Source organism: Amycolatopsis samaneae (genome assembly GCF_039541975.1).
In the GTDB taxonomy this organism is placed as follows: domain Bacteria; phylum Actinomycetota; class Actinomycetes; order Mycobacteriales; family Pseudonocardiaceae; genus Amycolatopsis; species Amycolatopsis samaneae.
Genome location: NZ_BAABHG010000001.1, coordinates 1 through 13,079, shown reverse-complemented (window position 1 = coordinate 13,079; position 13,079 = coordinate 1). Strand labels below are relative to the sequence as shown.

Below are 13,079 nucleotides of genomic sequence, written 5' to 3'. Positions count from 1 at the left end.
TCGAAAGGGGAGCAGCGTGACCCTCAGTCACTCCGCCCCGGAGTCCGGCGGCCCGGACCCCGACACCGCGGGCAGGGGCGTCTCCCGGCGCGGTTTCTTCGGTTACGTCCTCGCGGCGGGCACCCTCGTCGTCGCCGCCGACGTGGGGCTCGGCACTCCCGCCTCCGCCGCGGTACCGTCCCCGCCCCAGCCGTCCGAGCTCTACGACCTCAACGACGCGCTCACCCACGCGGCGCTGCCCACCTCGCAGCTGATCACCGTCACCGTCAACCCCGACGGCACGGCGTCGTTCGCGCTGCCGAGGATGGAGGTCGGCCAGGGCATCACCACCTCCACCGCGATGATCATCGCCGAGGAGCTGGACCTGCCGGTCGAGAAGGTGCGGGTCACCCTGGCCCCGGCCCGGCCCGAGCTGCTGTTCAACCAGCTCACCGGCGGGTCCAACACCACGGTCTCGACGTTCACGCCGATCCGGGTGGCGGCGGCGCTCGCGCGGCAGCAGCTGCTCGAAGCGGCGGCGATCCTGCTCGGCTCGACGGTGACCCTGCTGAAGTCCAAGGCGGGCGTCGTCACCGCGCCGAACGGGGCCTCGGCGACCTACGGCGAGCTGGCCGCGAAGGCCGCGAGCAGCCAGACCAAGCAGGTCACGCTGGACCCGAAGCAGCTCAAGCCGGCCAGCGCGTTCCGGGTCCTCGGCACACCGCGGAACCGGGTGGACGCGCACGACATCGTCACCGGCAGGAAACAGTTCGCCATGGACCTCGACGTCCCCGGCGCGCTGCCCACGATGATCTGCCGTCCGCCGACGCTGAACGGCTCCCCGAAGGCGATCCGCAACAGGGCGGCGGTGCTGGCCCTGCCCGGCGTCACCGACGTCGCGATGATCCCGACGGGCGTCGCCGTCCGCGCGCGGACCTTCGGCCAGTGCATCGACGGGGTGCGCGCCCTGGAGGTCGACTGGAACCCAGGCACCGTCGAGGGCGAGGACGACGAGTCGATCCTCGCCGGGCTGCGCCGGGCCGAACTGCCGCTGGCCGTGCCGCGCGTGCCGTTGCTGGCCAAGCAGGTCGACGCGGATTTCGAGTTCATGTTCCGCTCCAGCGCCGCGCTGGAACCCTACGCGGCGGTGGCCGACGTCCGTCCCGGCGGCGCGGAGATCTGGGCCGGGCTGAAGTCGCCTGTGGTCGCCCAGGGCGAGGTCGCCGCGGCGGTCGGGCTGCCGGTGGGCAAGGTGAAGGTCAACGTCGTCACCGGCGGCGGTTCGTTCGGGCACAAACTGTTCGGTGACCACGCCGTCGAGGCCGCGCGGGCGTCGAAGGCGTTCGGCAAGCCGGTCCGGCTGATGTGGCACCGGGCCGACGAACCGCGCCAGGGCAGGGTGCACCCGATGGCCACGTCGCGGATCCGCGCGACCATCCTCGCCGGCACCGTGCTCACCTTCGAACAGCGGCACACCTCGGTCGAGACCTCGTTCCGGCACGGCCTCGGCGATCTGTTCACCTCGATCGCGACCAAGCTGCCGACCGGGCTGGGCAATCTCGGCGTCGCCGAGACCGTGTTCACGCTGAGTCAGGAACTGCCCTACGACTTCGGCGTCGTCACCCAGACCCTCACCGAGACCGACCAGCGCTTCAACACCGGTTCGATGCGCAACGTCTACTCGCCCGACGTGGCCTGCGCCAACGAACTCGTGGTGGACATGCTGGCCGGGGCCCTCGGCAAGGACCCGCTCGCGTTCCGGCTGGAGTTCCTGAAGAACGACCGGGTGAAGGCGGTGCTGCGCAAGGTCGCCGAGGTCGGCGGCTGGGGCCGGAAGATGGCCCCCGGCACCGCGCAGGGCATCGCGATCCACAAGGAGTACAAGGGCGCGAGCGCGTGCCTCGTCGAGATCGACTGCCGTCCGGAGACGGTGAACCGGAAGATCCGCGACGGGGTGGCCGGGCCGCGGGTGACGAAGGCGGTCATCGCCATCGACGCCGGGCTGGTGCTGAACCCGCGCGGTCTGGAGGCGCAGCTGATGGGCGGGTTCGCCGACGGCCTCGCGCTCGCGCTGACCAGCAGCGTGCACCTCAAGGACGGGCACTTCCTCGAAGCCAGCTGGGACAACTACTTCTACACCCGGCAGTGGAACATCCCGCCCGACTTCACCGCGATCGCGATGCCCTCGACCGGTGAGCAACCGGGTGGCGCCGGGGAGGCGGGGGTCGCGCCCTCCGTCGCGGCCGTCGCCTGCGCGTACGCCCGTGCCACCGGGAAGGTCCCGAAGCGGTTCCCGATCAACCACGACGACCCGATCGGCTTCGAGGTCAAGCCGTTCGTCCCGCCCGTGCCCGCGTCGCCGACCGACGGCCTGAACCGGACCTACTGAGGAGCACACCGATGAGCAAGCACACCTTCGTCCTCAACGGGAAACCGGTCACCGTCGACGTCGACGACAACGTCCGCCTGCTGTGGGTCCTGCGTGACGTCCTCGGCGTGCGCGGGCCCAAATACGGCTGCGGGATCAACGTCTGCAAGGCCTGCACCTCGCACTACAACGGCAAGGCGTTCAACCCGTGCGCGGTGCGGGTCGCCGACGTCAAGGCCGGGGACGAGATCACCACCATCGAGGGACTTCCCGGCACGGTGGGCGCCGACCTGCACCCCATGCAGGAGGCGTGGCTGACGCACGACGTGGCGCAGTGCGGCTACTGCCAGCCCGGCCAGATCATGGCGGCCGTCGCCAAGGTGAAGCAGGTTCGTGCCGAGGGACGCGAGATCTCCGACGCGGACCTCGACGAGATCCGCAACGTCTGCCGGTGCGGGACCTATTCGCGGATCCGCGAGGCGATCAAGGCGGGCGCGGCGAAGATGTAGGGACCCGCTCGTGGCGCGGCCGGGCCCGCCGCGCCACGAGCGGGCGAATCCCGCCGGTCGTGACGCGAGGAAGTCCCTCTCGGCGGGAAAAGCGACGGGGTTCGGCTCATCCCGCGAACAGTCTGTCCAGAGTGGACTGGCTCTCCTCGTCCGCGGCGCGGTAGATCAGCAACCGCTGGTCCGCGTCCTGAAGCGGCACCAGCACCTCGAACTCCACCGCGAGCACGCCGACGCCGGGATGCCGCAGCACCTTGCGCCCTCGGCCGTTCACCTGGACGTCCCGCTCGGCCCACAGCCGCGCGAAATCCTCGTCCCCGGCGGCGAACTCGGCGATGAGCTCGGTCAGCGCCGGATCGTCCGGATGCGCGGCCCACGCGGCGCGCAGGTGGGCGACTCCCTCCCGCAGGACGCGTTCGCGGTCGGCGTAGCGTTCGCGGATCTCCGGATGCAGCAGGCACAGCCACATCGCGTTGCGCCGTGCCGGTGGCAGGGTGCCGAAATCCAGCAGCAGCTTCGCCATTTCGGGGTTCCAGGCCAGGATGTCGTACCGGTGGTTCAGCAGCATGGCCGGCCGTGGCGACAGGTCGTCGACCAGCCGGGCCAACGGCTCCGCCGCGGTGTCGGCGGGCTTGTCGGGGGCGCCTGGCCGCCGGCCGGCCAGGCCGAAGAGATAGGCGCGTTCGTCGGGGGCCAGCCGCAGCGCCCGTGCCAGCGCCTCCACCACCTCCGCCGAGGGCCGCAGCCCGCGCGCCTGCTCCAGCCGCACGACGTAGTCGATGCTGACCCCGGCCAGCTCGGCGACCTCCTCGCGGCGCAGGCCGGGGGTACGCCGGGACCGGCGGTGCGAGAGCAGCCCGAAATCGCCGGGGTCCAGACGCTCGCGCCGGCTGCGCAGGAACGCGGCCAGCTCCTGGGTCGTGTCCACGGTGCCGGTGGTCATGACAGGTCCAACATTCTGGGTAGGACCGGTGTTCCCAGGAAGTTCCTTCCCTTACCCCCGGCTCGCGGCGGTCGCAGGCTGGTGACCGGCAACGGATCACGAGCACCAGGAGAACACGATGTCCCTCACCCTCGACACCTACCGGCTGCTGGGCCGCTCCGGGCTGCGGGTCTCGCCGCTGGCACTGGGGACGGCGACCTTCGGCACCGAATGGGGCTGGGGCGCCGAGCAGGACGACGCCCGAAAGCTGTTCGACAGCTACGTCGAGCGCGGCGGCAACTTCGTCGACACCGCCAGCACCTACACCAACGGCAGCGCCGAGCGCATGCTGGGCGAATTCACCCGCGATCGCCGCGAGAGCCTGGTGCTGGCGACGAAGTACACGACGTTGCGCCGGCCCGGCGACCCGAACTCCGGGGGCGCGCACCGCAAGAACCTGTTCGGGTCGGTGGAGACCAGCCTGCGGCGGCTGGACACGGACTACCTCGACCTGCTCTTCCTGCACGTGTGGGACTTCACGACACCGGTCGAGGAGATCCTGCGCGGCCTGGACGATCTGGTCCGCCAGGGCAAGGTCCTGTACGTGGCGATGTCCACCGCGCCCGCCTGGGAGGTCTCGCGCATGCAGGCGATCGCCGATCTGCGTGGCTGGTCCCCGCTGGTCGCGCTGCAGATCGAATACAGCCTCATCAACCGGGCCGGGGAACGTGACCTGATCCCGATGGCGCGGGCGATGGGGCTGGGGGTGACCCCGTTCTCCCCGCTGGGCGGCGGCGTGCTTTCCGGCAAGTACAGCCGCGCCGACCTGACCGCGACGAGCGCCGGCGCCGGGGAAAGCAGCCGCAAGAGCTGGAACGCCGGCCTGGGCATGGTCACCGAACGCACCCTCGCCATCGCCGACGTCGTACGGGAGGTCGCCGCGGAGCTGGGACACACCCCCGCCCAGGTCGCGCTGGCCTGGACGCTGCGGACCCCGGGCGTGACGGCACCGGTCATCGGCGCTCGCACCCCGGAGCAGCTGGTGGGGAATCTGGGCGCGCTGGAGGTCGAGTTCACCGCCGAGCAGCTGGACCGCCTCGAGGAGGCCAGCGCCATCGACCTCGGCTACCCGCACGACCTGCTCGCCGGTGACCACCTGCGTACCGCGATCATCGGCGAGCTGAAAGTCGAAACCCGCCGCTGAGCGCCGCTCCCCGGGGGCCCGCACCGGTGTCCTCCGGTGCGGGCCCGTCGTTCAGCAGAACCAGTGCACGGGTTCGTGTCCTCGGCAGGTGAGGTCGCCGAACCGCCCGCCGAAGAAGCCGAGCGGCTCGCCGTCGCGTTCGCACACCCGCCGCACGTGCCCGAACACCACGACGTGGTCCCCGGCGGTGAAGTGCCGCTCCACCGCGCAGTCCAGATGGGCCAGCGCGTCCGGCACGATCGGGACCGCATGGCTCCCGGTGGTGACGGGCAGGCCCGCGAAGTGGTCCTCGCCGCGTCGCGCGAACCGCAGCGCGAGGTGTTCCTGCCGGGCGGAAAGGATGTTGACCGCGAACCGTCCGGTACCGGTGACCGCGTCGGTGCTGCGCGCCCCGATGGTCAGGCACACCAGCAGCAGCGGCGGGTCCAGCGACACGGAGGTCAGCGAGTTGACCGTCATGCCGTGCGGGGTGCCGTCGGTGCCGGTGGCGGTCACCACCGCGACGCCGGTGGCGAACCGGCCCATGGCGCGGCGCATGGCCGGCGGGCCGACGTCGGAAACGGCGGAAGGGGAAACCATGGTGTCCTCCGGGGGTTCGGGCGTCAGGCGGGGTAGCGGACCTCGAAGGTGACCACGCCCTGGTCGGTGCGCCATGGACCGTGCGGCATGCCGGGCGGGCGGCAGGCGTACATGCCCGCGCTGAACGTTTCGCCGAGCGTGAGGTCGGTGAAGGACCCCTCCAGGATGTACACCTCCTCCCAGAAGTCGTGCTCCTGCACGCCCATCGGCGAGGAGTCCGCGCCCGGCTCGTAGCGCAGGATCCGGGTCGCCACCCCGGTTTCCGGGTCACTGGCCAGGATCCGCTCGGTGATCTTCGGGTCGTCGCCGGGACAGACGGTGAAGGCGACGCCGGTGACGGGGAAGAACTCGTGTTCGGGCTTGCTCATCGGTCGGCCACTCCGGGGATGTCGTATCCGGCAAGGAACTTCTCGACTTCGGCGAGCGGTTCGTCGAAGCCGTAGTTGCGGAAGGCGTATCCCTTCACCACGAAGGGCGCGCCCGCGTAGAACAACTCGTACTGGTGGTGGCGCCCGGCGAACTCGCTGCCGACCGCGTCCCAGGCGAGCTTGAACAGCTTCACCCGTTCCCCGGCCGGCGCGTTCGGGCTGTGCACGTACCGGTCGATGTCGGGCCGGGTGGCCGGATTGGTCAGCTCGGCCACGCTGGAGGGCACCTGCAGGACGCCGCCGCCGACGAGGTCACGCAGGATGGCCAGCACCCGAGGGTAGAGCTCGGCCTGCAGTCCCATCGCGCCGTAGACCGCGCGGGCGCCGGGCCGCCACAGGCCCTGTTCGTCGGGCACGGCGGTGTACTCGGCGGCCAGCACCGCGGACTCCACGAGTGACGCGAGACTGGCGAGTTCGCCGAGTTTCTCCACCACACCGGGGAATTTGTCCACGCCGTTGACCGCGGCGACCTTGCGGGCGAGCCCGGCGAGGAACTGCAGCTTCACGGTGAACCGGATCTGTGCCTGCCAGTTGCCCAGCACGTGCGCCCCGGTGTCGAAGAACTGCCGGCGCAGCCCGGCGACGTCGCGGTGGACGAACACCCGCTCCCACGGGACGAACACGTCGTCGAACACCAGCAGCGCGTCGGACTCGTCGAAGCGGGTGGTCAGCGGGTAGTCGTAGGCGCTGGTCGCGGCGGGCGCGTACGGGCGGCGGCAGTAGAGTTTGAGTCCCTTCGCGGCGACCGGGACCGCGAAGCCGAGCGCGAAGTCGCTGTCCTCGGGGCCCAGCGGCTTGATGCAGGACACGAAGATCTCGTCGGCGACCGCGCCGCCGGTGGCCAGCATCTGCGCGCCGCGCACCACGATCCCGTCCGCGCGTTCCTCGGCGACACCGACCTGCACCAGCTCGCCGTCCCACGCGTGCGCGGTGGTGGCGCGGGAGACCTGGGGCGGGATGATGGCGTAGGAGACGTAGAGATCCTCGGTCTCGATGCGTCGCTGGTAGGCGGCGACGTTCGCGGCGAAGTCGTGCTCGCCGCCCGCGAAGGCCTCGGGGTGCGCGGCGAACGCGGCGAAGAACGCGCCGACGTGGTCGGGACTGCGGCCGACCCAGCCGTGCGTGTGCCGCGCCCAGGTCGTGGCCGCCTCGCGGAACGCGGTCAGGTCCGCGCGGCTGCGCGGGGTGGTGAACAGCCGGTTCACCGCGTCGGCGCCGGGTTCGGCGCGGAGCATGTCCGAGGCCGGATCGGCGGCGATGTCGAACAGCTCGCCGATCGTGGTCGCGATCGGCGCGAACGCCGGATGGGCGGCGACGTTCTCGACGGGCTCGCCGTCGACGATGACCGTGCGGCCGTCGTCGAGGCTCGCCAGATAGTCGGCACTGGTGCGCATCAGGGGCTTCCCTACTTTCACGGAGTACGAACCGGCGGATGGCCGTCAGTTTCGGTCCGCGGGAAGGCCCGGCGATATCGGATGTGCGCGGCGCCGTTGTCGGAATCGCGCGGGCGGGTCAGCGCCGCGGGGTGAGCAGGGACGACGGCGTGACGCCGTAGCGTGCCTTGAACGCGGCGCCGAATTCGCCGAGGTGAAGGAAACCGCAGGCGTAGGCGACCTCGGTGACGGTGGTGTGCTCCCCGCCGCCGAGGAGCAGGGCGTGGGCCCGTTCCAGCCGCTGGTCCCGGAGCCACCGCGCGGGTGACGTGTCGAGCTCGCGCCGGAAGGACTCCTGCAGGGTCCGGACGCCGACACCGCACTCCGCCGCGACGGCGGCGATGCTCATCGGCTCGGCGAGCCGGTCCCGCATGTGGTCCATCGCCCGCCGGACCCGCGCGGACGGCGCCTTTTCCCGCTCCGGCCCCAGCGCCGCGCTGCGGTTGCTCGGCTGGCACAGCAGCAGCGACTCGATGATCACCTGTTCGAGCTGCCACAGCAGCCGTGGCCGCGCGGACACCGGCCCCGGCCCGGCCAGGTCCACCACCGACTCCAGCAACCCGTCGAGCCCGCGGACGGCGTCGGCGAGACCCAGTTCGAAGTGGACGGGACCGGCCGTCCCGGTCATCGCCGAGGCGACCGATTCGACCCGCCGCCGGTCCAGCCGGACGACGACCTGGTCGAACGCGGCGTCGATGGCGAACTCGAACTCGTGATACGGCCCCACGATGACGCCGTGCCCGGGGGACACCGGCACCTCCGTCCGGCCGTAGCGGTAGACGGCCCCACCGCCGACCGGGAGGGTCAGCAGGAAGTTGTCCTCCTCGGGTACCGCGGGGGAGACCGTGACGTTCGCGCCGTACCGGAGCCGGTTGACCGACAGGTCGCCGACCGGGACGTGGGCGAGCCGCGCGGCCAGCCGGGCGCCCCTGGACAGCCGCAGCTCGTGCGGGCGCAGCGCCCCGGTGCACGCCTCGATCACCTGCTCGGCGTCGCGCGCCGCGGCCAGGACCGCGTCGCCGTGCGCGACGGTGCTGCGTGCGAGTTCGGTCGTGCCCATCGGAACTCCGGGGTAGGGGTCCCCGCGAGTGTAGACGCCGGGGCGCCCGGCTCGGCGCGGTTCCCGGGCGGGGAAGCACCACGACGGGAGGTGGGGTCTTCCGGCCCTGTCCGGCATGTGTGCCTGTCTCGACACTGAACGGGTAACCGGAGATGGGTGAGCGATCAGTCGACGGTGGAGGGGAGCGACGTGCGGCCCACGTCTGTGGACGACCTGGACGACACTCAGATCGAGGAGCGGATACAGCAGCTGGAGCAGCGGCTGGCGCGTGAGCACGATCGGATGCCGTCCGGGCTGGTGCACCGGATGGTCGAGTACGCCCGAGCGCGGTTCGCGCACGCCCGGATCCGGAGGTTCGTGCCGATCCTGGTCGAGCGGACGGTGCGCGCGCACCTGGACCTCACCACGGGCGCGGCCGGGCGGTCGGGCCCGGCGGCCGCCGGGAACGGGCCGCGGCCCTACTCGATGCCGGAGTGGGCGCGGGTGGTGGCGCATCGGCTGCTGTCCGGCGACCTGCCGCGCCGGTGGGCCCACACCCAGGGCGTCGCCCGGCGGGCGGGCGAGGTCGGAACCCTTTTCGTGTCAACGGATCGTGAGGTGCTGGTGGCCGCGGCGTGGCTGCACGACATCGGCTACGCCCCCGCTCTGGTCCGCACCGGGTTTCATCCGGTGGACGGGGCGCGGTTCCTTGGTGCCAGTGGTGTGCCGGATCGTGTTTGTGCGCTGGTGGCTCACCACACCGGTGCGGCGGCGGTCGCGGATCTACTTGGGCTTTCCGGCGAACTCGCGCGGTTCCCGGACGAACGCGGCGCGGTGCGTGACGCGCTGTGGTTCTGTGACATGACCACCAGCCCGGACGGCGAACCGGTCTCCTATGCCGACCGGCTGGCCGAGTTGCGCGCTCGCCGCGGCCCGGCCGATCCTGTGGTTCGTGCACTGGCCGTCAACGGGAGTGAACGCGCCGCCGCCGTGCGCCGCACCGAACAACTGCTCGAGCACGTCGAAACCCGGGCAGCAGGGAGATCGCGATGCGGGTACTGACCCTCAACCCCGGTTCGTCGAGCTTGAAGGCGGCGCTGGTCGCGGCCGGGGCGGCGGTCGGCCGGGCCGCCTGGGAAACGGCCGGGTCCACTGTGGACGGAATCGTCGCCGACGCGGTGGGGTGCTGGCCGGACGCCGACGTGGTCGCGGTGCGATTCGTGCACGGCGGTGCGCGTCGCGGGCCCGCGCTCCTGGACGACGAACTCCTCGAATCCTTGCGGCGGCTCGGCCCGCTCGCGCCGCTGCACCAGCCGCAGTCGATCGCGGTGGCCCGTGCCGTACTCCGGGAACGCCCGGGGACGCCGGTGGTCGCGTGCTTCGACACGTCCTTCCACGTCGACCTGCCGGAGCCCGCCGCCCACTACCCGTTGCCCCGGGAGTGGACCCGGCAGGGCCGCCTGCGCCGGTACGGCTTCCACGGCCTGTCCTGCCGGTACGTCGCGCGCCGGGCCGCCGGGATGCTCGGCGTCGGGCCGGATGCCGCGCGGCTGCTGTGCTGCCATCTCGGGGCCGGGGTTTCGGTGACCGCGATCGACGGCGGCCGCAGCGTGGACACGAGCATGGGGTTCACCCCGCTGGCGGGTCCGGCGATGGCGACCAGGTCCGGCACGGTGGATCCGGGTCTGCTCCTGCACGTCCTGGAGACGGCGCCGATGTCGCCCGCGGAGCTGGCCGACGCGCTGTATCGCCGCTCGGGGCTGGCCGGGATGAGCGGGACCAGCGGGGATCTGCGGGAGGTGCGGGCCGCCGCGTCGGCGGGGGATCCGGACGCGGTACTCGCGCTCGAGGTCTACCTGCACCGGCTGCGGCGGGAGATCGGCGCGGTGGCGATGAGCCTGCCGGAGCTGGACGCGATCGTGTTCACCGGGGGTGTCGCGGAGCACCAGCCGGACCTGGTCGCCACGTTGGCCGGGAAACCGGGGCCGCTCGGCGTCGAGGTCGATCCGGCTCGCTGTGCCGGGGCGGGGGACCGGGTGGTCAGCCCGGACGGGGCGGGAGTGGCCGTGCTGATCGTCCGGACGCGGGAAGACCTCGAACTGGCCCGCGACGCCGAACGGGTGCTTTCGGCCGCGGGAACGGGGTGACGGCGTCGGCGGCACGGTCTCCGGACCGTGCCACCGACGCTCCGGAGTGGCTCAACGAAGCCAGGGATTGCGCCGTACGAAGGGGATTTCGGCCCATCGCCTGCCCAGGCCCCAGACGTTCCCGGCCAGTGTCAGCGCGAGCGCGATCAGCACGAGGGCGTAGACGAGGTGGTAGTCGATGACCGGGTTGGTCGACATACTCGGCCTGCCGTCGAGGGTGGTGCGGGCCGGTGGCCATTCCGCGACCCACATGAGCAGGAGCAGCACCGTGCCGGTGGCGGCGGAGATCCGCAGCCCGATCCCGAGCGTGACGGCGACGCCGATCGCGGCGAGGCCGAGCATGAACAGCCAGTCGGCCCACCAGGCGCCGGCCCACGAACGCAGGGTGTCCGCGAGCGGGCCGACGCTCACGTGGCCGAGGAAGCCCTTGGTCGGGGAGCCGCCGTCGACCCAGGCGTTCGCCGAGGTGGTGGCGTAGCCCCAGCCGAAGGTCTTGTCGAGGAAGGCCCACAGGAACAGCAGGCCGGTGGCGACGCGCAGTACGGCCAGCGCGCGGAGTCCGTTGGGCGCACCGGAGCCGTCGTGCTGGACGGGGACCCGCGCGGACTCGAGGTGCGTGTCGTGTCCCTTGACGGACATGGGTTTCTCCTTCTCATCTGTCTACAGTGGACGATTGAAGCCGGGTGCCGCCCCGGTCGTCCCAGACGAAGTCGAGCCGGTTGCGGACACCGAGGACGCCGGGCACCCGTGCGCAGAGCAGGCCCGCGCGCTCGGCCTCGCCGCGGCTGTCGAGCCGTCCGACGAGGGTCACGACACCGTCTTCGACGGTGACGGTGGCCTGTCCCGGTGCCATCCAGAGCGCGCGCTGGAGGACGTCGCGTTCGATGTCGGCGTGGATCTCCCGGTCCGGGCGGCAGAACGTGCCGAGCAGGTCGCGCCGGGACACCACGCCGACGAGCCGCCCTTCGTCGACGACGAACAGCCTGCGTACCCCGGCGCGGGCCATGCGGAGCGCGGTGGCGTGGACGGATTCGCCGGGCGTGACGGTTCGCGCGGGCCTGGTCATGAGGTCCCTCGCGAACAGCGCGTGTGCCCTGTCCCAGTCCCGCCGGGCGCGTCCGCCCGCGATCGGCCCGGGGCGTCGGGTGTCCTCGCCGGTGCGGAGCCGGGCGATCAGGTCGGCCTCGGACACGACGCCGACCGGGCGGCCGTGGCCGTCCACGACCGGGATCGCGCTGATCCTCCGCTCGGCGAGGAGCCGCGCGATGTGCTTGTACGGCGTCCGTGGTGTCACGGTGACCGGGTTCGCCGTCATGACGTCGGAAACGGTCTGGCGCATGATCTCCTCCGATCGGCCGGCCACCGGAGCGGACGGCCCCGGCGTCGGCCATGTGCCCAAGCTAGGACCGGGGCGGCGGGCGGGAATGGTGCCGTTGGTCCCCGATCCGTGGGACCTCGGTACGCCGGTGGCCCTGCCCGTGTTCCGCTTTCTCGTTCCGGGCACGCCATCGATGACCTTCGCGTTACCCGGCGGGACCTTCGGCTCTGACCCGGACGCTCCGGCACGGGCGAGGGTGGAGGGAACCGGTGTGGCCGCGGAGGTCGTTTCCGAACACGAGGGAGTACCCGATGAACAACACCATCCTGGTCGGTACCGATGGTTCGCCCGGCGCGGAACAGGCCGTGGCGTGGGCGGCGGGCGAGGCCGCGGCGCGGGGTGACGTGCTGCGGATCGTGAGCGCGGTCAACATCGCCGGGTTGTACTACGGCGGCGGCGCACCGCTCGGCGAGAGCATGCTGAACGACCTGCGGCGCGCGAGCGAGGGCTTCGTACGGCAGGCGGAGGTCATCGCGCGGTCGGTGAGCCCTTCGCTCCGGATCGAAGGGCGTACCTCGCCGGAGGCACCGGTGCCGTTGCTGATCGAGCAGTCCCGGGGCGCGCGGATGCTGGTGGTCGGGAGTGCCGGATACGGTCAGTTCCTCTCGACGGTGCTGGGGTCGACGACCTCGGCGCTGGTGGGACACGCCTCCTGCCCGGTCGCGGTGGTCCGCGGCCGGGACGGCACCGGCGAGGTGCCTTCGGACGGACCGGTGGTGGTCGGGATCGACGGCAGCCCGGTGAGTGAGCGGGCGGTCGCGATGGCGTTCGAGGAGGCGTCGCTGCGGGGCGCGCCGTTGGTGGCGTTGCACGCATGGAGTGACGTCGTCTACGAGTCGACGCGGGGCACGGCCCGGCTGCTGCCGCAGTGGGAATCCTTGCGGGACGATGAGGAACGGCTGCTGGCCGAGCGGCTTGCGGGCTGGCAGGAGAAGTACCCCGGCGTCGAGATCCGCCGCGACCTCCGGGTCGACCGGCCGCGGCACGCGCTGCTGGAGTTGTCCGGGCGGGCCCGGCTGGTGGTGGTCGGCAGCCACGGGCGTGGCGGCTTCACCGGGATGCTGCTCGGCTCCACCGGGCAGGCGCTGGTGCAGCA

The 13,079-nt window shown here is 72.0% G+C and carries 13 protein-coding genes; 6 read left to right on the top strand and 7 right to left on the bottom strand.

Annotated elements, in window-relative coordinates; translation table 11 throughout:
* Positions 1–16 precede the first annotated feature (16 nt).
* The gene (locus ABD987_RS00065) at positions 17–2,368 is read left to right on the top strand and encodes a molybdopterin cofactor-binding domain-containing protein (RefSeq protein ID WP_345385417.1); all 2,352 of its coding nucleotides are present in this window, start codon (positions 17–19) and stop codon (positions 2,366–2,368) included.
* An 11-nt stretch (positions 2,369–2,379) separates the two neighbouring features.
* Positions 2,380–2,856, top strand: a complete 477-nt coding sequence (locus ABD987_RS00060) for a (2Fe-2S)-binding protein (RefSeq protein ID WP_345385415.1) — start codon at positions 2,380–2,382, stop codon at positions 2,854–2,856.
* Positions 2,857–2,962: 106 nt separating this feature from the next.
* Here ABD987_RS00060 and ABD987_RS00055 read toward each other — a convergent pair whose 3' ends face one another.
* The gene (locus tag ABD987_RS00055; protein ID WP_345385414.1) at positions 2,963–3,796 is read right to left on the bottom strand and encodes a helix-turn-helix transcriptional regulator; all 834 of its coding nucleotides are present in this window, start codon (positions 3,794–3,796) and stop codon (positions 2,963–2,965) included.
* Positions 3,797–3,914: 118 nt separating this feature from the next.
* On the opposite strand from ABD987_RS00055, the gene ABD987_RS00050 reads away from it, so the two are divergent.
* Positions 3,915–4,979, top strand: coding sequence for an aldo/keto reductase (locus ABD987_RS00050; RefSeq protein WP_345385412.1), 1,065 nt, complete (start codon positions 3,915–3,917; stop codon positions 4,977–4,979).
* A 51-nt stretch (positions 4,980–5,030) separates the two neighbouring features.
* Here the strand turns inward: ABD987_RS00050 and ABD987_RS00045 are convergent, their stop codons facing one another.
* The 4 genes from ABD987_RS00045 to ABD987_RS00030 all read right to left on the bottom strand — a co-directional run bounded on the left by ABD987_RS00045 (position 5,031) and on the right by ABD987_RS00030 (position 8,479).
* Positions 5,031–5,558: a flavin reductase family protein gene (locus ABD987_RS00045; protein ID WP_345385410.1), complete on the bottom strand. Its 528-nt coding sequence runs from the start codon at positions 5,556–5,558 to the stop codon at positions 5,031–5,033.
* A gap of 23 nt (positions 5,559–5,581) precedes the next feature.
* Positions 5,582–5,926 carry a cupin domain-containing protein gene (locus ABD987_RS00040; protein WP_345385408.1) on the bottom strand — a complete coding sequence of 115 codons (345 nt, stop codon included), beginning with the start codon at positions 5,924–5,926 and terminating at the stop codon, positions 5,582–5,584.
* On the bottom strand, positions 5,923–7,380 hold the full coding sequence (locus ABD987_RS00035) for a 4-hydroxyphenylacetate 3-hydroxylase family protein (protein ID WP_345385406.1): 1,458 nt from the start codon (positions 7,378–7,380) through the stop codon (positions 5,923–5,925). Before ABD987_RS00035 ends, ABD987_RS00040 begins: the two co-directional genes overlap by 4 nt.
* A 118-nt stretch (positions 7,381–7,498) precedes the next feature.
* The gene (locus ABD987_RS00030; RefSeq protein ID WP_345385404.1) at positions 7,499–8,479 is read right to left on the bottom strand and encodes an AraC family transcriptional regulator; all 981 of its coding nucleotides are present in this window, start codon (positions 8,477–8,479) and stop codon (positions 7,499–7,501) included.
* Between the two features lie 156 nt (positions 8,480–8,635).
* Between ABD987_RS00030 and ABD987_RS00025 the strand changes: the two genes are divergently transcribed.
* Both ABD987_RS00025 and ABD987_RS00020 read left to right on the top strand, forming a co-directional pair.
* On the top strand, positions 8,636–9,520 hold the full coding sequence (locus tag ABD987_RS00025; RefSeq protein WP_345385402.1) for a three-helix bundle dimerization domain-containing protein: 885 nt from the start codon (positions 8,636–8,638) through the stop codon (positions 9,518–9,520).
* Positions 9,508–10,605, top strand: coding sequence for an acetate/propionate family kinase (locus ABD987_RS00020; RefSeq protein WP_345385400.1), 1,098 nt, complete (start codon positions 9,508–9,510; stop codon positions 10,603–10,605). The genes ABD987_RS00025 and ABD987_RS00020 overlap by 13 nt, the downstream gene beginning before the upstream one ends.
* Positions 10,606–10,656: 51 nt before the next feature.
* Here ABD987_RS00020 and ABD987_RS00015 read toward each other — a convergent pair whose 3' ends face one another.
* On the bottom strand, positions 10,657–11,244 hold the full coding sequence (locus ABD987_RS00015) for a hypothetical protein (RefSeq protein ID WP_345385398.1): 588 nt from the start codon (positions 11,242–11,244) through the stop codon (positions 10,657–10,659).
* Between the two features lie 13 nt (positions 11,245–11,257).
* Positions 11,258–11,944, bottom strand: a complete 687-nt coding sequence (locus ABD987_RS00010) for a CBS domain-containing protein (protein WP_345385396.1) — start codon at positions 11,942–11,944, stop codon at positions 11,258–11,260.
* Between the two features lie 290 nt (positions 11,945–12,234).
* Here ABD987_RS00010 and ABD987_RS00005 point away from each other — a divergent pair.
* Positions 12,235–13,079 (top strand): universal stress protein (locus ABD987_RS00005; protein WP_345385393.1); only part of this gene is annotated, 845 nt, incomplete at its 3' end.